Raw genomic sequence first — 22,820 nt, forward strand, 5'->3', positions numbered from 1 at the left:
CTTAATGAATAAGGATCTATTTGTTGCCGTTACCTTTGACACTGACAGCGATATTTTTGAAGGCGCGGATGTAGCATCAAACCCGTTCTCTCCGTTGCCTTGGAAAGGCATATCCGACGGAATTCCATTGCTTTATGAGCATACCCACTCAATTGTAGATAGCTATGGATCGCCCTTAATTTTTACGTGGCTAGTGAGGGCCGACAATCAAATAAAACGAATTCACGATAGCAGCACTTTCCTGCTTGAAGAATACAATCACATATGGAAGTTTGCTATTCACAGGGGTGATGAAATAGGTTGGCATCCTCATCTGTATAAGCTTGATGACAATTTATGGGTTCAGGAAACTTGCGATGCAACAAACACGCGGATTCTGATGTCAACTTTTGAAGATCTTAAAAAAATCGATACACTTCCGATTTCTGCCAGGGTAGGTGAAACTTATTGTAGCAATGCAATTATTGATACATTCGAAAAACTAGGTGTTATGTGCGACTCCTCTGCAATGCCTGGAAGAAGTAGAAAATTTAAGGGAGGGGGAGTATCTTGGATTAATGCGCCATCAAGACCTTATACCCCATCATATACTGACTACTCAAAGCCATGCTCACAAAGCAGGTCTATACTTGAGGTTCCATTATCAATGGTGCCAATAAAAGCACCCTATGATGAGGACTTTTACCAAAGATATGTTGACCTTACTTTTTATCATAAATTCCTTGAGAATGGGTTAAAAAAACTAGTCAAAGAATCTGACCTAATTGTCACAATTTCTCACCCAAATACTTTATTAAAAAGAAAATTATTGAGACATGGTTTGCTTTCTTTTGACATCAAAGAATTTATAAAGAATCTTAATGTCATAATTTCTGAGTGTAATAAAAATGGGCGAAATTTTCGCTTTATTTCCTTAAAAAATTGCTGTCATTTATTTAAAAACTATGTCAATAGCTAGCAGCGAAAAACTTCAAAACTACTTATGTTCATCTTTAAACAAAAAATACTGTTTATTAACAAGCAGAGCAACTTCAGGCATTTACATAGCATTAAAAACTCTCAATATAAATAAGGGTAAGGTTATTTGCCCAACTTTAATGTGTCCCCATCCTGCTAATGCTATTTTTTATGCCGGATTTGAACCATTATTTTGTGACTCTAATTTATTTGACTTCAATATCGACATAGACGAACTTAATACCTTGCTTCAAAAAACTCCGGATATTGTTGCAATCGTTGCTCCACACTTGTATGGACAGCCATGTCAGATTGAAGTAATTAAAAAAATGGCGATCCAGCATGATATTTTACTGATCGAGGACCTTGCTCAAGCATATGGCGCCTCACTAAATGATGTGCCATTAGGATATTATGGTGACTTTTCGGTAGTTAGCTTTGGACACTCAAAAATAATAGACATAGGCATTGGCGGAGCTTTACTTACAAACGACTATGACTTGTATAAACAATCTAAGGCAATAGAAAAAAATCTTCCACAAAAACCCCTCAACTATAAAGAAATTACTGCCAACTATCGTAGAGAATACTATGAAATACAAAATGCTAATTCGAGTCGCCAGTATCAGATAAGTAGAAAAAAAGCATTAGTAGAAAAATATCGAGAAATGTATATATTTCGATTAGATGTTGATTTTTCCGTAGAAGTTTTAAATTTACTTTTATCACTAAGTGATTGCCTAAAAATAAGAAAGTCTAATTATGCTCAATTTAGAGATAAATTAGAATGTCTAGATATATACATACCACCCTTAAACCGTGGAAGCGCACCCTGGAGATTTAATTTTCTCACTGGAAAGCAAAAATCAATAACTGAAAAATTAAGATTTATGGGTTTAGATGCAAGTAACTGGTATCCTACAACTCACGATCTATTCGTTGAATCCGAATTAAACTTAACTTTTAAAAACGCCATCCGAATCGAAAACGAAATTATTAACCTATGGATTAATCCAGGAACCTCTCAGAGCTACATAGATAATTGCTGTCTAGAAATTAAGCAATTTTTTAATCGATCTCAAATTTAATTTTTTTATTTATCACTTCAGCCTCTCTTCTCAAGCGCTCTTTTGAGAAACTTTGTAAGAGAAAGTATCCAGATCTACCTCTATCAGCTTTAATTACCTCGACTTCATCGCCCTCAACTTTGAAGAACTCAATTGCCCTCAGGCTTTCAAGCCTCATTACATCATTAATTCCATGAATCTTTTTTATTCTCCCTTTAGGTGATTCAAAAAACCCTAATGTGACCGCATTTTTTTCGCGCATAAAGTCCATCAGTACTTTCTCATTAAGAGCGAGCTTGAGGATTGCTTGCAAATGATCAAACCCTGAAACTAAAGGAATAATTTCAGATGAAATCCCAAATCCGCCTCCACGCGATGCTGTTTCTACCATTGCAATGCTTTCATCCTTTAATATGACTTCTGAGTGCGATGGCCCATTCAAGATTCCTAGCGAATTAATCGCATTAATAACAAAATCCTCTATAAGATAGATCTGATCAGAGTTAAGATCTGGCGGGTACTCTAGCATTGATGATACTTGGGGCGAATTTTTAGATTTTGACTTTTGAGAGATGCCTAAAACCTTGGTTTTACCCAAATAACTAAAAGCTTCAATAGTATACTCACGCCCTTCAATAAACTTTTCTGCAATTATCACATCTTTATTATTAGTCGAGTACTCAACAGCTTCCTTATATCCAACTTGTAAATCTTCTTCATTCATACAAATGCAAACCCCCTGACTTCCCATCGAGTCTAAAGGTTTAGTAACTACTGGGTACCCAACCTGGTTAGCAAATTGAATTAATTCTAAATATGAATTAATTTGTTTAAATTCTGGCACGCAGATGCCATCACGCAACCAACGCTGCCGCATTTTTAATTTATTGGTAGTCACGTCTATAACGTCTTGGGGTATAAAAGTCAGCCCTAAGATATCTGCTACCTTTCGAGCAGCATGAATTGGAATCTCAGTCTGATCAATTGCAAGTCCGTCTATATGAATAGAATTGATTTTTTCTAAAATTGCATTATGATCTTTTATATTACAAACCAGTGGAATATCAGAAAATATTAATCCTGGTGCAAGTCTATCTTGATCCATGCAAACTACACGAATGCCCAGTGATTTTGCTTTTAAAATTAATGGGCATTGCCATCTACCCCCACCAAGAATTAAGATAGTTTTCATAGGTTCTTAATAAATAAAAATAGATAAAGGGTTATAAATGTTAAATGTAATGCTTATCGGTTTAGGCAAAATTGGAATGCTAAATGATTACGATCATTCTAATTCTGCCCCGATTGAAACACTTGCTAATGCATTTTCTCAATGCCCAAGCTGCAATTTGGTTTCAGCTGTAGATCCAGACCAAGAAAAAAGGGGGCTCTTTCAAGAGAAATATAATACCAAATCTTTTTCTACTATTTCAGAGGCTGCTAATTTTAAAAATCCTGATATAGCAATTATTGCTACTCCGACTAATTCGCATGCAGAACTTTTTGAAAGCCTTCTAGAAAACTGCAAGCCTCAATTAGTGCTGTGTGAAAAGCCACTCTCTTTTACAAGAAAGGATGGGCTTAAAATCAAACAACTTTCGCAAAAATTAAATGTTCCAGTAGTAGTTAATTATATGCGGAGAACTGACTCTAGCATACTGAAAGTTAAAAATCTAATTGAATCTGGAGAAATTAGAGGTTCTTTCAAAGGTGTAGGGTGGTATTCTAAGGGCATCTTTAACAATGGTTCTCACTTAATTGATATTTTTCAATTTATTTTTGGTGAGATTAAGGAATGCAAAGCAATAAGCAAACCGATGCTCATGAGAGACAATGGCGATCTGGATATTGATATATTCATTAGATTTAATGACGCAGAATTTTATCTCTTAGCAACAAATGAAGTTTATTTTTCGAATTTTTCTTTTACTATTCACTGCAATAATGGGACTCTTAGTTACAATAATAAGACAATTTCCTGGAGCAATCGCTCTTCATTAACTCCTATAGAGTCCAATATCTTGGACTCTTTTATCTTTAATACAGATAGTCCAATTCTCTACTTAAATGTTGCTAATGATGTCTGTAACTTTGTCAATAAAAAAGAATTCTCACTTACATCTCTAAATTCTGCATATCAAATCGTTGATTTGTTAGAAGGCCTAAAGGAATCGATATATGCTAACTAGTAAACTAGCTTTAAATGGTGGTAGTCCAGTAATTAAAGTTAAGTTTCCTCGCTACAATTCCATTGGAAAGGAAGAATTAATTGCTGCCACTGCTGTTATAGAAAGTGGTGTTCTATCAAAATTTATCGGAGCCTGGAATTCTGACTTTTATGGCGGCAGTAAAGTTCAAGAGTTTGAAAGGAATTGCGAACAATATTTCAACGTTAGAAATGCCGTTACCGTAAATTCCTGGACCTCTGGATTAATTTGTGCAGTAGGCGCCCTAGAAATCGAGCCAGGCGACGAAATTATTGTAAGTCCCTGGACAATGTCGGCAACCGCCACATCCATTCTTCACTGGAATGCAATACCAGTATTTGCCGATATCGAAGATATAACCTATGGACTTGATCCCGTATCAATTGAGAAAAATATTACTCAATATACAAAAGCAATAATTTCTGTCGATATTTTTGGTCACTCTGCAAAAATGACTGAAATTTGTAAAATTGCAAAGAAATATAACCTGAAGGTTATTTCTGACTGCGCTCAGTCGCCAGGTGCAATTTATAATAATTCTTTTGCTGGCACTCTTGGAGATATTGGCGGATTTAGTCTCAATTACCATAAGCACATTCATACGGGGGAGGGTGGCATACTTGTCACTAATAATGATGAATACGCTGAACGCATGAGGCTAATTAGAAATCATGCTGAAGCAGTAGTTGGTGATATGCCTAATAATCGACTAATTAATATGCTTGGATATAACTTCCGCATGGGTGAGATTGAGGCAGCGATAGGTATTGAACAACTTAAAAAGTTAAATTCTTTTTTAAAATCAAGACAATCTGCAGCAAAATATCTCACTGAAAAGCTCTCGATTATTCCTGGCTTAAAATTGCCCTATGTAGAAAAAAACTGCACTCATGCTTATTATGCCTACCCAATGCAAATTGACTGCAAAATACTGGGCGTCACAAGAGACAAATTGCATTCCGCACTAGTGGCTGAAGGACTAAATATTTCAAACAGATATCAAAATATTCATTTATTACCGCTGTTCCAGAATAAAATTGCATATGGATCAAAGGGATTTCCTTGGAATTCTGAATTTACAAAACGAGAGGTTTCTTATCAAAAGGGTATTTGCCCCACCGCGGAGTATTTACAAGACAATTCTTTTATGTCAATCGGCATGTGCTTTACTGAAATGTCAAAAAGTGAGATTGATTTGATAGCTGAGTGTTTCTATAAAGTTTGGGCCAACCTAGATGATCTACGCTAAGTGAAAACTCTTTTATGGAAATTGGTTTTGTAGCCCACGATGCAGGAGGAGCTGAATTACTCTCTTCCTACGCTCTTGAAAATTGTTTTTCTGGAAAATTCTGTGTATCTGGCCCTGCCATTGAAATATTCTCACTTAAATTTGAAAAATTTCATAACTATACTCTCGAAGAGGTGATTGCAGATTCTGACCTTATTATGACCGGCACAGGCTGGGCTTCTAATTTTGAATGGAATGCCATAAGAACTGCAAAAATTCATAACAAGCGGGTGATTAGCTTCCTAGATCACTGGTGTAACTACAGAGATAGATTTATTAGAAATGGTATTTCTATTTTTCCTGACAAGATTTGGGTTGGCGATGTATTTGCCTTGAAAATTGCACAGGAAACCTTTCCAAATCTCGAAATCTTATTGGTTGAAAATCCTTTTTTTAAAAGAATTAAAAAATCTTTTTCATCATTCCCCAAAAAGAATTTAACCGGTAATCATAAGGTTTTATATGTATCTGAACCGATTTTAGACGCTGATAAACATGGTTATAGCGAAAGAGAAGCCATAAATTATTTTTTTCAGAAACTACCAGATATTGTTCCTTCTAAAGCTGAAATTATTTTCCGCAAACACCCCTCTGAAAATAAGAATAAATATGATTGGATTTTTGAGTTCTCATCTCAAAATATTAGTTTCAGCAATAATGTAGATCTACTGGATGATCTGAGAGAAAGCGACATTGTCATAGGAAGAAACTCTATGGCTTTAGTTGCTGCGCTAATGGCCGATAAAAAAGTCTTTAGCCTAATTCCTCCTGGAGGCGGTTTTTGTATCCTACCCTTTTCTGAGATTATTCAACTTTAAGTATGCATATACCCCAATACCCCCATCTGAATCTACAATCTAAAAAAATATTTTTAGAGAAATTTAACCACAAGCACATAACTCCCCAATACATCTCTTGGTTAAATGATAAAAATTTAATGCAATTTAGCAATCAACGATTTAACTCACACTCCACTACTACTTGTCAAACCTACTTGAATTCCTTTGCGGAATCTAATTCCTTTTTTTTCTCAATACATGATTTTTCATCCTCTGAGCAAATTGGCACCATAACTGCCAATTTTTTCCCTGCTCACAAAACTGTTGATATTGGCATGCTTATTGGACATCCCTCCTATAAAGGAAAGGGTTTTGGTAAGGAAGCGTGGACACTCCTAATGAGTTGGCTAGAAAAACAACCTTATGTGAGAAAAATAACCGCTGGAACATCCTGCCGAAATATCGGAATGATCAAGATCATTGAGTTTTCAGGCATGACGTTTGAATGCAAAAGGGTTAAGCATGAAGTTATAAATCATATACCAAGCGATGTATATTTTTACTCTAAATTTACTGATTAGGAGATAGTCTAACTTAAGATTTGATGTAGAGTGTTGACCACGAATTGCTGTTGATTTTCGCTTAATCCTGGGTAAATTGGCAAAGTAAGAGCCTCCCTGTAGTAAGACTCAGCTTCAACGCAATATCCTCGATTAAAACCTAATTGTTTGTAATATGGCTGCAAATAAATTGGAATATAGTGTAAATTAATATTGATACCAAGCTGCCTGAGACTGTTATGAACCTCTTTTTGAGATTTGCTAATTTTCTTTAAATTCAATCTAACTACGTATAAGTGATATGTAGAATAACTATTTGGATGGCAATACGGTACAGCAAGAGGAAGTTTTTTGAGAAGATCATCGTACTTATTTGCAATTAGCTGTCTTTTTTCAACGAACTTATCTAACTTTTTAATCTGAGACAATCCTAATGCGGCTTGAATATCAGTCATACGATAGTTATAGCCAAGACCAATTTGCTGATAATTCCAAATCTCCTCGTCTGAAGTCGGGGACATTTCATTTGGAGCGCTTGTTATGCCATGACTTCGGTATTGCCTCATTAATTTAGCCAAATTCTCTTGATTAGTGGTAACAGCACCACCTTCTCCAGTAGTAATAATTTTGACGGGATGAAAACTAAATACTGTTATGTCACTATATTTACATGACCCAACCGAGATATCTTTGTACTTCCCGCCGATAGCATGAGATGCATCCTCTATTACCTTAAAACCATACTCCCTCGATAAGTTATAAATTTTTTCCATATCGCAAGATTGACCAGCCATATGAACCGGAATAACTACTTTGGGTAAGTTATCTATTTTTTTTGCAACCCTCAGCTTTTCTTCAAGCTTATCGGCAGACATATTTAGCGTCAAAGGATCAATGTCTACAAAATCTATATTGGCACCGCAATAAAGCGCACAGTTTGCGCTTGCTACAAAACTTATTGGGGATGTCCAAACATTATCCCCTTTTGATACGCCCAAAGCTAAACATGCGATATGAAGCGCACTTGTAGCGCTATTACAAACAACGACACTCTTTACTTCGCAGTAATCCGCAATCTTTTGCTCAAATCTGGGCACCAATGGCCCTTGAGTAAGAAATTCTGAATTTAATACCTCCATTACGGCATTTTTATCATCGTTAGATAATTCTTGACGCCCATAAGGAATTGGAATAATTTTCATCTTTTCTTACAAGGCATTTATTAGAGCCGAAAAATAATTGGTTTTGTACATATCTTATCTATTATTAACTATTTTCAATTATTTCTTCATAGGTTCCTATTTTTGAAACGGAACCTTTGGATAATTGAACAATTTTCGTGCAATTTTTTAAGGTAGTAAGGCGATGGGCTACGATCAATACCGTTTTTTCATGTCCGATTGTATCAATAGTCCGCATAATTTCGCGCTCTGTTTCGCTATCAAGCGCACTAGTTGCTTCATCAAGAATAATTACATCTGCATCTTTATATAACGCTCTGGCTATACCAATACGTTGCCTCTGGCCACCTGAAAGGCGTATACCCCGCTCACCCACAAATGTTTGATAGTTTCTTGGCCAACTTTCTATGTCATCCGATAATTGGGCTTTTTCAGCTGCCACTCTAACGCGTGATAGATCTATCATATATTTTGGCACTCCGAAGGCAATATTCTCTGCGATTGTGGCATCTGCCAAAAAAATTGCTTGTGGAACATGGGCTATATTGACTTGCCAATCCCGATTATTGGCAAAGGTAACCTCTTCATCATCAATCCTTAATTGCCCAGATGTGGGTTGAAGTAGCCCCATAATAATGTCAAGCAATGTACTTTTGCCGCTACCAGTCACGCCAATAAAACCCACTCGACTTCCTTTTTTTATCGTTAGATTAACTTTTTCTAAAACCTGTGGGCCTTCCGCTAAGTAGCGAAATCCTACACTTTCAAGAGTAATGCAATTAGAAAAATTCATGCGACCTACCGGCTTATTTATATAATCTGGCATCGGCTGGTCCAGCAGTTCAAGAGTGAATTTTAAGGAGGATTGGCCACTATTAATGGTCGTCCATGATCCATAGACTTGTTGCAACATAGGAACTAAACGCTGGGCACCAAGTGCAAAGGCACCCAATATGGGAATTACTCCAACGCCCCCATCAGGTTGGATGTTCAGCCAATAAGCAATCAAAGCAATCAATAACATTCCCAGCGCTTCGATACAGTATCTTGGACTTGTAATAATAAATAAAGTAGTTCCTTGAGCGCGCCTTAGCAAATAATCTGAATTTCTGAAGATTTTGCAGAATACTTCTTGACTACCATCAATTAAGACATCTCGAATACCGCCTAAACTCTCCTGCAAGGACTTGAGTATCTTAGGCGATTCACTGGCAATGCATTCACTATCACGCTTTAATTTTTTGCGAGTCACCATACCAATCAGTAGATAAATAAAACCAAATCCACCAAAGCTAATAATTGCAACCATAGGCTGCATCAGTATTAGCCCTATGAGAATAAAGAGTAACATCACGCTAGAACTAATAATCGTCATAGCCGGAACTATGATGCCGTAAATAACTATGTTTAATTTTCCATTAAGTCCATCAATAATTTCGCTACTGTTACGTAGGGAATGAATTGCATAAGACTGATAAAGCGTACGCCTATAAATTTCAATGCTAAGATCTGCGCCCACAGCAAAAGAGAATTTGTTACTAAACCATAACAAAATTAAGCGCATACCTCCCGCAAGTATTGCCGCCAACCCAAATATAACTGCCAACACAAGGAGAAACTGCTTTGGTTCAGCAATGTTTAATATTTGGGCTATTAATTTAGCAGCAGGCAATTTAAATGCATTCTCTGGGGAAGTTAGTGCACCAAGAAATGGTACGGCAGAACCAATACTAATAATCTCAGAGAAAGAAGTAAGCAGCATTAGTATTAATAACAATTTAAACTGCCTACGACGACACCCGCCAATATGAATCCAAAGACGTTTTAAAAGAATATAAATCGACTGATTTGAATTCATTTTCATGAATTTTGCGTCTTACAGTCTAGGCAAGCTGTAGAAAATATACAAGTAGTGAAAATTAATGCATTAATAAATATTTCCGAAGATAGCTCTTTATTAAAAAAAACTAGCAACATAAAACCTAAAACCCATTTAATAAATTTCGCCCAAGGCAAAACTGCTCCTTTGGCATTTATTAGAACTAAGAGAATGGCTATAAAAATTAATAAAAAACCGGGTATGCCATATCCCAAACAAAAATCCATCCATCCGTTATGGCTCATATTGGTCTGAGACCCTGGAAAGTCTACACTATTTAGGCGTCCAAAAGAAAGGGTCATCAGACCATATCCAAGAGGTTTTTTTAAGATTAAATCAAAGCCCCTTATCGCCCAAGCAATTCGATCATAATTTGACTCATGAACCTGCATTCCCAATTCATTTATAAGTGGTGGGCTTTTCGACCCGGATAAATGCTTCCATTGATCATATTCATTAATCTGAACAGCGAATATTGCATCCGCTTTTAGCGCCCTCCATAAAGGATTCTGAACACTTATCACCACAATGGAAGCCAAGAAAATTAGCAGTATTAATAAAAGAATCAACTGTTTTTTGTTATTAAATTGAAAGTTAGCCACTTTTATAATTGACAGTATCCCAGCAATGATTCCAACCGCACAATAAAACAATCCAGTACGGTCGTGTTCCATTAACATTATTAGTGGGGTACCAATTATTGCAATTAAATACATCCAATTTTGATTTAACTGCCAAGTTTTCTTTCCACATACTTCACCTAACTCTGACATTGCTATGAAATAAGCGGGCAAACAAAAAAACACGTAAGCCGCTCTTGACACACCCCACGGATCAGTTAAATGCGCAGAGGAAAGCATTAAATATATCGGGGTCTCAAAACCCATTATTAAGCATATGTAGCTTGAAATGTATTTGACAAAATAGACGATAATCGGCGCCAAAAATCCTATGTAAATGATTCGCCAATATTTTTCTGTTTTGTAATCGCTTCTATACCATCCAAGAATACTAATTCCTAAGCCAGCACCAAAGGGAATGCTCAAGGCAATCTTTTTCCAAATACGCTGATATTCAAGAAGTTGAGTGCCTTTATCTTCACCAATAAAATATAAATGTATGCTGACCCACAACAATAGAAATACTATTAGCCATAGAGGTAACGATTTTTTTTGAATTAATAAACTCCAATTCCGCGCAATAACCCAGGAGCCTAAAATAGCTCCAATAACTAAACTAAAGTGTCGAATAAAAACAGTGTGGGGTTGAAGCCAAATTCCAAACAAAATTACGAAATTCCAACACAACACTAATGTGATCCAATTTGGAGTCCTAATGAATGAACGCTGATGATGCCCAGGCATCTTGTAGTTTGTTATCTTCATTTTATCTTTTAGATATATGACTTATATTTAGTGCAAAACAGCCCATTTCCAAGCGTCAATACACATTTGTAACAACCCTCTTTTAGCACTCCAGCCCAGAAACTTCTTAGCTTTCTGTGCATTCGCATAATAGGAAGCAATATCACCGCCCCTCCTATCAACAATTTCATAAGGAATTTTTCTTGAACTAGCACTTGTGAATGCATCCACTACCTCATAAACACTATAGCCATTCCCGGTACCTAAATTAAATACTGAAAATCCTGTATTTTCAGAAACGTATAACAAAGCCGAATTATGGCCTTCAGCCAAATCCATCACATGAATATAATCACGCACACCAGTACCATTAGGCGTGTCGTAATCATCTCCAAAAATTTTTAACTTCTCAAGCTTGCCAATGGCTACCTGTGCAACATAAGGAATTAAGTTGTTAGGAACCCCGGCTGGATCCTCGCCAATTAAGCCTGAATCATGCGCTCCCACTGGATTAAAATAGCGCAATGCTACAACCTTCCATTCAGGATCCGAATCAGATAAATCTTTGAGGATTTCCTCCACTTGAAGTTTGGATTTTCCATACGGGCTTTGAGGTCGAGTTGGATGCTCCTCGTCATATGGTAAGTACACCGGTATGCCATAAACAGATGCGCTGGAACTAAAAACAATTGTTTTAATTTCACAATTTTTCATTGCCTTTAGCAGGGAGATTGTTCCGCCAACATTGTTGTCATAGTACATGAGTGGCTCTTGGACTGACTCACCAACCGCTTTTAATCCAGCAAAGTGAATTACTGAATTGATCTGCTTTTCTTTAAGAATCGATTCCACTAAAGCTTGATCTCGCACATCTCCTTTGAAAAACGCAGGCGCCCTCCCCAAAATCTTTTCCAGACGATCTAACACCTCAATCTTGCAATTACAAAGATTATCCAAAATGGTCACTTGATGACCGGCCTCGGTTAGCACCACAGCTACATGGCTACCGATATAACCCAAACCACCCGTTAAAAGAATATTCACAATTGCGACCTAGTTAGGCTTCTAAAAATTGTAAGCGATGTAGATGTGCATAAAGCCCATCTTTGGCAATTAATTGCTCATGCGTACCCAATTCAGCAATCTTGCCTTTTTCCATCACCACAATACGATTCGCACGCTCAATGGTTGACAGACGATGAGCAATCACAATAGAGGTTCTCCCGGCCATCAACCTGTCCATAGCAATCTGAACGTGACGTTCTGACTCCGAATCCAATGCCGATGTAGCTTCATCCAAAATGAGGATAGGAGAATTCTTATAAATCGCCCTAGCAATGACAATGCGTTGACGCTGTCCACCGGAGAACTGATTACCCTTATCACCAATCACAGTATCAATACCATTGGGCAGCTCTGCCACCATATTCGTAAGGTTTGCAGCATCTAGAGCCTGCATTACCCTAGTTCTATCAATTTTTTCTGGTGACTCTCCGTATGCCACATTCACAGCAATCGAATCATTAAAAAGGATAATATCTTGACTAACAAATGAGATTTGACGGCGTAGATCTTTTAACACCAGATCATCCAAGCTAATGTCATCCAAATAAATTTGTCCAGAGCTCGGTCTTAAGAAGCGTGGTAACAAATTTACTAATGTTGTTTTACCAGCACCTGACGGCCCCACCAAGGCAATCACTTCACCAGGCTCAATACTTAGATTGAGATGCTGTAATGCAGCCTCACGACTGGCATCCTGATGGTAGGAGAAAGAAACATCTTTAAAAAGAATTTTTCCTCTTGCAACATCCAAAGATACTTCTTGATCTTTTTTATTGGAGTCAAATTCCACCTCTTGATCCATTAATTTAAAAACCATCTCAGCTGCCGTAAAACCCCGTTGCAATGGCTGACCCACATCTGCGATATGCTTAATGGGCGAAATAATTAGCATCATGGCCGTAATGAAGGAAGCAAATTCACCCACGGTAGTGCCTTGGGAGGAAGACTGCATAAGCGCTATGACTAACACCAAAGAAAGCGCAGTAGACGCTATTAGTTGAGTGATGGGTTGATTCATACCTCCCGTAACCGCTGACTTCATTGAAAACTGATAAAGCAATTTTGCGCGATCCATAAAACGGCGCATCTCATAGCGCTGGCCACTATGAAGCTTGACTAATTTATGGCCAGCCGATGATTCCTCAACTATGTAAGCCAGGTTACCAGTTAATTCTTGTTGCTGCCGATTAATTTTTCGTAAGCGTTTGTTGATCTTATTAGAAAGATAAGCTACCACTGGAAATATTGCCAATACTAAAATTGTTAGGCGCCAATTTAAATAAAGTAGGTATGCCAATAGCCCAATCACAGTTAGCGCATCGCGCAATAAGTTGATAAGTAAGCTACCCATTACTGAGAGGGCATTACCAACCTCAAAGACGACTACATTAATTAAATTAGATGCCGTGCTTCGTAAAAATAGATCTGTTGGAGAGTTCATTAGGCGCGCAAACATCTGTTCACGCATAGTGAGCAAGATATTACTGTTCATGCGAGTAAGCAAATAATTAGATGCAAATTGTGACATACTTCGCACCATCGCTAAGCCAACCAAAATGAAGGGAATCATCCACAGGGTATGATTCATCTTCCCTGTAAAACCATCATCAAGCAGCGGTTTCATGAGTGCAGGAATCGAGGTTTCAGAACCTGCCACAACTACAGTTGCCAAAATAGAGGCGATGAAAAGTTTGTAATGAGGCCGCAAATAGCCCAGCAAGCGAAACAGGATTTGGCGGTCTTGAATATTCATAAAAGCATAAAGGTAGCTAATCCACGCTAGATTGGCATAATATCTTGATTTTAATCGATTAATAGCGGTAAATTGACCTTATTAGAGACTAACGCTCTCCAGCTACCCATATGCCCTCTGAAACCCCTCAAGCTCCCGAAACCGTTTTTATCATCCACCATGGCTCCCAAGACTATCTAAGGGTTGCCGCCCATTTCGTAAAGAAATTTGGAAACCACGCTATTTTGATTGGGGATGATTCTGTCACTGGGAGTATGTGTGATCAATACTACGATGATAGCCAAATTGACCTACCCAATTACGCTACCTTTGTACACAACTATGTGCATATGTCTTCGGCCACGAGAGAGTTCGAATTGTTATGTTTTAAGCGCTACTTTTTTCTTTACGAGATTGCCAAGTCCCAAAGTCTTCATCATTTTTGGATGATTGATAGCGACCTAATTTTATTAAGCGATCTCAAGAGAGTAGTAACGCATCCACTATTTAGAGAATGTATAGCTGCCTTTTCTACACCCTATCAAGATGAAATGGCACTTGCCTCCTCCCCTCACTGCTCCTACTGGACGCTGCAAGGTCTTGAAAGCTTTATTCAATTTCTGGGAAAAATGTACCAAGGAGAAACTCGCAAATCCCTTGATAAGAAATACGCCCATCACCAAAAGTACAGCCTACCAGGCGGTATTTGCGATATGACTGCCTTATATCTTTGGCAAAAAAATAATTCACGAGTAGTCAATTTGGCGGATGTCCATTTTCATGGGCTGCCATTATTTGATAACAACATTAATCATGATGGTAATATGCACGCTAAAGAATTCAAAATGATCAGGCGCGTGAATCTTAAAAAAGTAACCGGTAACTTCCCACAATTTTTTGCCCACAGCATCTCTAGCCAAACACCCATTCCTCTCGCCTGTCTTCACTTTCAAGGTAAAGCAAAATCGTATATGAAACACTTCATGCATAATGAAGCCATATCCTACAGCGTTTACTTTATTGAAATTGCTCAGCTTTATATCAAACGTCGCATTCAATCTTTAAAAAGAATACTATCTTTTAAATCACAATAGCCATGAAACTCTTTCGTAAGTTATTCAAGAAAAAAAACACCTCCTCCACCAACGATTAATGACATCATTGCGGCAGAAATTAAAGATGATCCTTTTTATGATGAACTTCAAAAATATGCTCTCAAGACCGAACTGAAAAAATTCTTAGAGATCGGGTCTTCGAGCGGGGGTGGTAGTACAGATGCATTTGTCAGCGCTATTCGTAAACGAGCTGATAAAGACAGCGTTCAACTCTTTTGCATGGAACTTTCCAAGCCTCGCTATGAGCTATTGAGGAAAACTTATGAGAATGATCAATTTGTAAAAGCTTACAACGTAAGTTCTATTAGCGCCTCAGAGTTTCCGCAAGAAACAGAAATTATCAATTTTTATAATACCCAGCAGACCAACCTCAACCACCACAAACTAGAAACCGTTCTTGGATGGTATCACCAAGATTTGGTATATCTGAGGGATAATCAGTCGAATATTAGCGGAATTGCTTACATTAAATCCACTAACGCTGTTGACCTCTTTGACATGGTTTTGATTGATGGCTCAGAATTTACTGGAGAGAGAGAATTGGCATATGTGATTGGCGCTAAAGTCATTGCTCTCGATGATACCGAAACCTTTAAGTGCTTTAATGCGATGCGGGCCTTAGAAAATAACCCAAATTACCGCCTAGTTACCCATAGACCTTCAGTTCGTAACGGCTATGCAATCTTCGAGCGAATCAATTGATGATTTAAGAAGCTGCCAGATCGCCTTAAATATTTTCCATCAGCTGGGATAGATATTTTTTAAGGCGCTTCTTGCCAAATAAAGCAATACCCGTCTTGCGAATGGCGCTTATCATTACCGCTGATAATACTCTTGGCTTCTTTGGATTCTGGTCAGCTGGTCGTTTGCAATTAATCAGAGCGCTATTGATAAAGATCCGATAACCAGCCTTACGCATATCGGCGCAATGTGCAACATGCTCACAAGCCTCATGCCTGACGCCATCAGAAACTCCGCTACCAACGTAAGTTCCAGTGATATAGGCCTGCTTCTTATAAATAGCGAAACCACCAAACGCAGCTTCAACTTCAATATAACCAGCGGTTATAGGTAACTTAGCTTGTTTAGCCCATACCGCTAAATTAACTGATTGGTCATAGCCCAAAATTGACTCTAGACTACTTTGCTGAACAATACAGTCACCAGGCGACCAGTGTTTGTGACGTAGTGTCCAAACGTCATAATAAAAGTCAAGCTGATTAGCAGTGACAACATCCCAAGGTACATCGGTGTTCCAGCACTCTGCAACTGAGGTAGCATTGAGATGCGTATTGAGACCATCTAAGTCGGCCAGCATCACAAAATCCACTTCAGCATATTTTGGATCTTCTTTGACCAATTTGACAATTTGATTGCGACAATAGGCTATGCGTTCTGTGCGAACAGGAATTTCACCGGCAAGCTTACCTAAAGTGAGATAGTCAAAGTTAGGAATGTTTTTCTTTAATTCCTGCAGAACTTCAACGGTATTATCTGATGAGTCACTCTCAATCACCAATATGAAGACCTTCTTGAAGTTCTTCAGAGAAGACAAAAGATGTTTCATCTCAGAGGCAATATACGAAGCTACATCACGCCCTGTACCAGCTAGCAAGACGGTTGCTTCTTCTATAGGCACTAAAGGTATCTTGAGTTCACTCAAAGCACTATTTCTTTCATTTGATCGAGAGTACATCTTACGGGAGCAAATACTTGGTTAGCCGAATTCAAATTGATTTGCCCAATCCAATGCCGTAGCAAGAGTCTAGAATAATCCATAGTCTGCCCTTGTAATCTCTCAGCCTGTTCTTTCAAAAATAATGGGCTTACTTGCGCCCAATCATCTACCATCAACACTGGAAGGCCCTCAAAAACCTCGCCCATGGGTGAGCGCTTAACAATGGGTACGCAACCAAGAGCTAGAGCCTCCCAGGTTCTATGACAATCTAAACCTGCACCACTTGGGCTTATCACAAAAGCATATTGCGCTTGCTCAACCCAAGTTTGGGTCCGACTTAAACGCTTGCTTTGATAAAAGTATGCTTGAGGATTCATCTTTTGTTTGCATTCCTGGCGATCCCCTCTGTCAACAGACACTCCCCAATTACAATAGGCTAGAACCTTCCGCTCCGACCAGCGTGGCGACTGTTGCAATATCTGACGTAGCTCTGCCTCCTGCATGGCCGGCAAAATAAAACCACCACCCCAAATCTGGGCATCTCGCCAACGAGAATGAAAATCCAGACCAATAGGCAATGCGCGAAGCTTTGTATGCTCACTATCTTTATTTTGGGCAAACCACGCTATTAATAGAGAATGGTCAGCAATAGCTTTCAAGGTTGGGCCCAAAGTCTGCACTGAAATTGACAAATCACTATCGCCACTGACTAATACAAAAGGTATTTGTATTGCTGGTAATACATACTTTGAAAAATAGGGCAATGCATCCGAACAAATATAAATACTGACTGGTCTACCCAAATCATGTAGGGCATTAACTCTGTGTGCAGCCGCGTCTAGAAACTCAAGATCAATCTCTGAAGATTGGGGGTTACTCGCTTTAACATCGCAATTGGCTAGAATTGCACGGCTAGCAACAAGACGTGTATTCGCTATCGATATGACGTAATCATTTTGTAAGCAATACTTCAAAAATTCCTGATGATGATCTAAACGAAAACCGTATTTTGCGCAAGCGCCAAGACCCAACTGGATAATGTACCCATAGACTAAAAGCGACTAAACATGCTTTGACACTTCTTTATGGAAGTCTGTATAGGCGAGAGATAGGCCACGCTCTAAATCTACCTGCGCCTTCCAACCTAAATGATTAAGACGACTTGAATCCATCCATTTCCTAGGGGCACCATCAGGCTTGGATACATCAAATCTAATAGCTCCTTGATATCCAGTGGCTTTTGCTACAGCATGTGCCAGCTCAGCAATAGTAATATCGCTACCAAACCCCACATTAATATGACTTTGCATTGGCAATGTTTGGGCATCATAAGCAGATTTGTCTAATTCCATTACAAATACTGAAGCTGCCGCCATATCATCAACATACAAAAACTCACGTTTAGGCTTGCCCGAACCCCAAATCACAACTTCAGGAGCATTAGCTATCTTTGCCTCATGAAAACGTCTAATGAGGGCCGGAATTACATGACTATTTTCTGGGTGATAGTTATCACCTGGGCCATATAAATTGGTCGGCATGACTGAGCGGTAATCAACTCCATGAGACGATCCATACTGACGGTTATAGCTCTCACATAATTTGATGCCAGCGATCTTAGCAATGGCATAAGGCTCATTGGTAGGCTCTAGTTTACCAGTGAGCAATGCATCCTCGCTCATAGGTTGCGGTGCTAAACGTGGGTAGATGCAGCTAGAACCAAGAAATAGTAATTTTTTAACTCCGTGAACAAAGGCTTGATGTACAACATTGTTTTGCACCATCAAGTTGTCGTAAATGAATTCTGCTGGAAAGGTATGATTAGCATATATTCCACCAACTCTTGCAGCGGCCATATATACCTGATCAGGTCTCTCAAGCTCAAAGAATGACTCTACCGCTGCTTGATTAGTCAGATCCATTTCTGAGTGGCCACGCATAACAATATTGGTATACCCCTTAGCCCTCAGATTACGGACAATGGCAGATCCCACCATACCACGGTGACCAGCTACATAAATTTTTTGATTTAAATCTAAGGCCATTGTTTAATCAATTTTCCTTACCAACAGCTACAGAGTGTCCATGCTTAAGTAATAGCGCATGTTGCTTCGCTTTATCCAAGTCACTAGCCACCATCTCGACGATCATTTGATCGAGCGTAATTTCTGGAACCCAGCCGAGCTTCTCTTTTGCCTTAGAGGGATCACCCAATAGCGTTTCTACTTCAGTTGGACGGTAGTAGCGCGGATCAATTTGCACAATCACATCGCCTACTTTTAATGCTGAAGCCTTGCCCCCCTCAATAGAAGCAACAATTGCTTTTTCATTTTCAGCAGAACCTTCAAACTTCAGGATGATACCGAGCTGCTTAGCACTGCGAATAATAAATTCGCGCACAGTGAATTGAATACCAGTAGCAATCACATAGTCTTCTGGCTTATCTTGCTGGAGCATTAACCATTGCATACGCACATAATCTTTAGCATGACCCCAGTCACGCAAAGCATCAATATTCCCCATATAAAGACACTTCTCCAGACCCTGTGCAATATTAGCTAAGCCACGAGTTACCTTACGAGTCACGAAAGTTTCGCCGCGACGCTTAGACTCATGATTGAACAAAATTCCATTGCAGGCGTAAATACCATAAGCTTCACGGTAATTAACAGTGATCCAGTAAGCGTACATCTTCGCTACAGCGTACGGGCTTCTTGGGTAAAAAGGCGTAGTTTCCTTTTGTGGAATCTCTTGTACTAAACCATACAACTCAGAAGTTGAGGCCTGATAAAAACGGGTTTTCTTCTCCAGCCCTAAAATACGAATAGCTTCTAACATGCGGAGTGGGCCAATTGCATCAACATCAGCAGTGTATTCAGGAGACTCAAATGAAACCGCCACATGTGACTGCGCGCCCAAGTTGTAAATCTCATCAGGCTGGCATTCTTTAATAATGCGCACTAAATTACTTGTATCCGTCAAATCACCATAGTGAAGAATCAAATCTGGGTGGTTAATATGAGGGTCCTGATATATATGATCAATTCGCTCAGTATTAAAAGAAGAGGCGCGCCGCTTAATACCATGAACTATGTATCCTTTTTCCAAAAGAAACTCAGCAAGATAAGAGCCATCTTGACCGGTAATGCCCGTTATTAATGCAACTTTTTGTTTGCTCATATTGACTCTTCTTAATTTACTTTTGAATTAATTTTGACCGACTTTTTGTTCAATTTAACTTCTGCCGTAGGTATCTTCGAAACGGACGATATCATCCTCCCCGAGATAACTACCTGACTGCACTTCAATAATTTCTAATGGCTCAGTTCCTCGATTGGCAAGCCTATGAGTTTGTCCCTGAGGAATGTAGGTACTTTGATTCTCAGACAAAGTAATTACTTGATCACCATTCGTAATTTCTGCAGTACCTTTAACTACAATCCAATGCTCCGCTCGATGATGATGCATTTGTAAAGAAAGACTAGCGCCTGGCTTTACTTGAATACGTTTTACCTTAAAGCGCTCACCCTCATCAACACTGTCATACCAACCCCAGGGCCTAGATACTTTGCGATGCAGATTTTTTTCCTCGCGCTTTTGCGCTTCTAGCTGACCAACAATATTCTTCACGTCTTGACTATTTTTGCGATCGGCGACCAACACTGCATCCGCAGTCTCCACAATAATAAGATTTTCCACGCCAACAGCACTTACCAAACGACTACTTGCATGAATTAATGAGTTCTTTGAATTAGTCAGGAAGGCATCACCATTGGTGACATTACCGTGCACATCTTTTTTACCTACTTGCCAAACAGCATCCCAAGCACCTAAATCATTCCAGCCAGCGTCTAGCTCGACCATCTTAATGGGAAAATTCGAACCTGGGCATTTCTCAATAACAGCAAAGTCAATCGACTCGCTGGGGACCGCGTTAAATAATTCCCTTCCTGGGCGAATAAACTGAGTATCACCAGAAGCGTCAGTAGTTTTAGCTTGCCAAGAGGCCCGGGTTGTCTTCAGAATATCAGGGCGATACTCCTTAAGCACGGTCAACCAAACGCTTGCTTTGAGTACAAACATGCCACCATTCCAAAAATAGCCACCCTCATTTAAGTATCCCTGAGCAGCAGGCTGATTGGGCTTTTCAACAAAACGCTCAACTACATAAGCATTTTTAGAAGGGCCTGTACTAGCATTGCTATTTTCTACCTTAATATAGCCATAACCTGTTTCCGGACCAGTTGGTGTGATACCTAAAATAGCGATCCCATCCTCTTTAGCAATTTCAATACTTTTAGCTAGTACTTTTGTAAATTCTGCAGGATTGATAACCGTTTGATCTGCTGGTGTGACAATCAAAATCGGGTCTTCTTTTTCACCCCCAAGCTCTTTCGCGTAGAGTGCAGCAAGCGTTAATGCAGGAGCGGTATTTCTACCAGACGGCTCCAGCAATAAAGTAGCAGAAATATTTTTCAACTCACGTAATTGATCTAGCGCCAAAAAGCGATGCTCTTCATTCGTTACAATCACCGTTGTACCCAAGTTAACATCATTGCTACCTACCGAATGAATACGTTTGATAGCCTGTTGAAATAGACTTTCATTGGAGCCATCACCAGAGAGCGCCAAAAATTGCTTGGGAAAACCTGAGCGGGACAGCGGCCAAAGACGCGTCCCAGAACCCCCACAGAGTATTACAGGCAAAACTTGCGTCATAAAAAAATAGTTAACTTTCTAAATATATTATGTAATTTTAGAGTTTGATTTTAAAAATGAGCTACGTTAACCAGATTTTATCTCTATATATAAGGTCAAAATCTTTTATAAAATAGATGCGAGCCAAATAAAGGGAGCAAGATTGGGCCCTGGAAGCCAATTATTTCCATGACAACACGTAGGGGCCAATATGACCGCAGAAAATATCCCAAAAAATTAATGCTCAAAACTCCATAGATGAGTGCTCTGAATCACTAAAAACGGAAAATGCCGGAAAGTATCAAAATTACGGCATTTAAGACTATATCGAATTGATTGCAGCTACCAAGATAAGCAATAAAAATCCCAAAATAACCAAATATAAGTCTAATTTGCTCAGAATTAGAGGTTTTATATTTAGTTGAATCAATTTGGATGAATCATGCCTGTGAAATGCTATCAATAAAGATGATTTCATCATGCCAACTCAATAAAAAAGACTGCCGCGGCAGTCTTTTTTATTCATGGGACAAACGATTGCCACGTTTTTAATTGGGTAAGCTTAAGCCTTCTTAGCGTAAGCAGAGCACCAACCTTTAGCAGCAACTTGCTTACCAGCAAATAATGAACAACCGCCAGCAGCAGCATCAGGCTTGCCTTGGAACAATGCGCAGCTAGAGCATTGTTGACCAGCCGCATATTTTGCAAACTTTGCCTTGTCCACCTTAGTAGCGTCTGATTTGTAACCTAAAGCAGCAGCTTGTGGATCAGTTTCTGCAACCATAGCTTGAGCTTGGACTTTACCGTTCAAGGCCAAAGTACAGGCACCAGCAGCAGATAAAATCATAAATTGGCGACGACTATTTTTCATGGATTCTCCAAAATTAAGAAAGTAATAAGACAAAGATTCTCAAAACTAATGAGATCATAGTGGAGATGATTTTTACTTGTTGGTAGCGATATAAGTCTATGATAAATAACACTATTTAGTTGAGAATAATTCTCACCCAATACTAGATCTTAAATTAGATTATTTCCAGCCCTTCAAATTCATACAGCCCTCCCATTGTCGAATGTGAATGCCAGAACCCTGTTCTGGGTAATCCTCCCGACATTCTTTCCAATCTTTACGAAAAGTTGCCAGATTATTCTTGGTAGGATCTTGGTTCTGATCGGGGATGGCACTGCAAGCAGCAATAGTCATTGTCAATAAAGTCGTTACAACAATCCTGAACATAAAGAGCAGATTT

21 protein-coding genes are annotated in these 22,820 nt (G+C 38.9%); 8 read left to right on the forward strand and 13 right to left on the reverse strand.

The features are described 5' to 3' along the window. Positions 1-4 precede the first annotated feature (4 nt). Positions 5-958 carry a hypothetical protein gene (locus tag VC178_RS01470; protein ID WP_323481362.1) on the forward strand — a complete coding sequence of 318 codons (954 nt, stop codon included), beginning with the start codon at positions 5-7 and terminating at the stop codon, positions 956-958. Beyond that, on the forward strand, positions 945-2,045 hold the full coding sequence (locus VC178_RS01475) for a DegT/DnrJ/EryC1/StrS family aminotransferase (protein ID WP_323481363.1): 1,101 nt from the start codon (positions 945-947) through the stop codon (positions 2,043-2,045). The genes VC178_RS01470 and VC178_RS01475 overlap by 14 nt, the downstream gene beginning before the upstream one ends. Here VC178_RS01475 and VC178_RS01480 read toward each other — a convergent pair. After that, a complete protein-coding gene (locus VC178_RS01480; RefSeq protein ID WP_323481364.1) occupies positions 2,026-3,216 on the reverse strand; it encodes an ATP-grasp domain-containing protein in 1,191 nt (396 codons plus the stop codon). The two genes, VC178_RS01475 and VC178_RS01480, sit on opposite strands and share 20 nt — an antisense overlap. Positions 3,217-3,253: 37 nt before the next feature. Here VC178_RS01480 and VC178_RS01485 point away from each other — a divergent pair, with 37 nt between their 5' ends. Genes VC178_RS01485 through VC178_RS01500 form a run of 4 tightly spaced genes read left to right on the forward strand, consistent with a single transcriptional unit; the run spans position 3,254 to position 6,879 of the window. Further along, on the forward strand, positions 3,254-4,213 hold the full coding sequence (locus tag VC178_RS01485; protein ID WP_323481365.1) for a Gfo/Idh/MocA family oxidoreductase: 960 nt from the start codon (positions 3,254-3,256) through the stop codon (positions 4,211-4,213). Continuing rightward, entirely contained in the window at positions 4,203-5,480 is a 1,278-nt protein-coding gene (locus VC178_RS01490; protein WP_323481366.1) for a DegT/DnrJ/EryC1/StrS family aminotransferase, read from the forward strand. The genes VC178_RS01485 and VC178_RS01490 overlap by 11 nt, the downstream gene beginning before the upstream one ends. Before the next feature lie 14 nt (positions 5,481-5,494). Continuing rightward, positions 5,495-6,337 (forward strand): hypothetical protein, encoded by an 843-nt coding sequence (locus VC178_RS01495; protein WP_323481367.1) that lies wholly within the window; start codon positions 5,495-5,497, stop codon positions 6,335-6,337. A 2-nt stretch (positions 6,338-6,339) separates the two neighbouring features. Further along, the gene (locus VC178_RS01500) at positions 6,340-6,879 is read left to right on the forward strand and encodes a GNAT family N-acetyltransferase (RefSeq protein ID WP_323481368.1); all 540 of its coding nucleotides are present in this window, start codon (positions 6,340-6,342) and stop codon (positions 6,877-6,879) included. 8 nt (positions 6,880-6,887) lie between these two features. Here VC178_RS01500 and pseC read toward each other — a convergent pair whose 3' ends face one another. The 5 genes from pseC to msbA all read right to left on the reverse strand — a co-directional run bounded on the left by pseC (position 6,888) and on the right by msbA (position 14,100). Further along, the gene (gene pseC, locus VC178_RS01505; protein WP_323481369.1) at positions 6,888-8,060 is read right to left on the reverse strand and encodes a UDP-4-amino-4,6-dideoxy-N-acetyl-beta-L-altrosamine transaminase; all 1,173 of its coding nucleotides are present in this window, start codon (positions 8,058-8,060) and stop codon (positions 6,888-6,890) included. 64 nt (positions 8,061-8,124) lie between these two features. After that, complete coding sequence (locus VC178_RS01510) at positions 8,125-9,903, reverse strand: ABC transporter ATP-binding protein (protein WP_323481370.1); 1,779 nt, start codon at positions 9,901-9,903, stop codon at positions 8,125-8,127. Then, positions 9,900-11,303: an O-antigen ligase family protein gene (locus VC178_RS01515; protein WP_323481371.1), complete on the reverse strand. Its 1,404-nt coding sequence runs from the start codon at positions 11,301-11,303 to the stop codon at positions 9,900-9,902. Before VC178_RS01515 ends, VC178_RS01510 begins: the two co-directional genes overlap by 4 nt. 27 nt (positions 11,304-11,330) lie before the next feature. Next, complete coding sequence (gene galE / locus VC178_RS01520; protein ID WP_323481372.1) at positions 11,331-12,326, reverse strand: UDP-glucose 4-epimerase GalE; 996 nt, start codon at positions 12,324-12,326, stop codon at positions 11,331-11,333. Between the two features lie 13 nt (positions 12,327-12,339). Further along, positions 12,340-14,100, reverse strand: a complete 1,761-nt coding sequence (gene msbA, locus VC178_RS01525) for a lipid A export permease/ATP-binding protein MsbA (RefSeq protein ID WP_323481373.1) — start codon at positions 14,098-14,100, stop codon at positions 12,340-12,342. A gap of 110 nt (positions 14,101-14,210) precedes the next feature. Between msbA and VC178_RS01530 the strand changes: the two genes are divergently transcribed. After that, positions 14,211-15,173, forward strand: coding sequence for a hypothetical protein (locus tag VC178_RS01530; RefSeq protein WP_323481374.1), 963 nt, complete (start codon positions 14,211-14,213; stop codon positions 15,171-15,173). Between the two features lie 240 nt (positions 15,174-15,413). After that, the gene (locus tag VC178_RS01535) at positions 15,414-15,896 is read left to right on the forward strand and encodes a hypothetical protein (RefSeq protein WP_323481375.1); all 483 of its coding nucleotides are present in this window, start codon (positions 15,414-15,416) and stop codon (positions 15,894-15,896) included. A gap of 25 nt (positions 15,897-15,921) precedes the next feature. Here the strand turns inward: VC178_RS01535 and VC178_RS01540 are convergent, their stop codons facing one another. The 7 genes from VC178_RS01540 to VC178_RS01570 form a co-directional block, all read right to left on the reverse strand. Next, positions 15,922-16,857 (reverse strand): hypothetical protein, encoded by a 936-nt coding sequence (locus VC178_RS01540; protein WP_323481376.1) that lies wholly within the window; start codon positions 16,855-16,857, stop codon positions 15,922-15,924. Then, the gene (locus VC178_RS01545) at positions 16,854-17,846 is read right to left on the reverse strand and encodes a hypothetical protein (RefSeq protein ID WP_323481377.1); all 993 of its coding nucleotides are present in this window, start codon (positions 17,844-17,846) and stop codon (positions 16,854-16,856) included. Before VC178_RS01545 ends, VC178_RS01540 begins: the two co-directional genes overlap by 4 nt. Before the next feature lie 87 nt (positions 17,847-17,933). Next, positions 17,934-18,917, reverse strand: coding sequence for a GDP-L-fucose synthase (gene fcl, locus VC178_RS01550; RefSeq protein WP_323481378.1), 984 nt, complete (start codon positions 18,915-18,917; stop codon positions 17,934-17,936). A gap of 7 nt (positions 18,918-18,924) precedes the next feature. Next, complete coding sequence (gene gmd / locus VC178_RS01555) at positions 18,925-20,052, reverse strand: GDP-mannose 4,6-dehydratase (protein ID WP_323481379.1); 1,128 nt, start codon at positions 20,050-20,052, stop codon at positions 18,925-18,927. A gap of 54 nt (positions 20,053-20,106) precedes the next feature. Then, positions 20,107-21,591 (reverse strand): mannose-1-phosphate guanylyltransferase/mannose-6-phosphate isomerase, encoded by a 1,485-nt coding sequence (locus VC178_RS01560; RefSeq protein WP_323481380.1) that lies wholly within the window; start codon positions 21,589-21,591, stop codon positions 20,107-20,109. A 541-nt stretch (positions 21,592-22,132) separates the two neighbouring features. Then, a complete protein-coding gene (locus VC178_RS01565; RefSeq protein WP_323481381.1) occupies positions 22,133-22,441 on the reverse strand; it encodes a high-potential iron-sulfur protein in 309 nt (102 codons plus the stop codon). A gap of 159 nt (positions 22,442-22,600) precedes the next feature. Further along, complete coding sequence (locus VC178_RS01570) at positions 22,601-22,807, reverse strand: hypothetical protein (RefSeq protein WP_323481382.1); 207 nt, start codon at positions 22,805-22,807, stop codon at positions 22,601-22,603. Positions 22,808-22,820 lie beyond the last annotated feature (13 nt).

Origin of the sequence: Polynucleobacter sp. AP-Sanab-80-C2 (genome assembly GCF_035012965.1) — a bacterium.
Classification (GTDB): Bacteria; Pseudomonadota; Gammaproteobacteria; order Burkholderiales; family Burkholderiaceae; genus Polynucleobacter.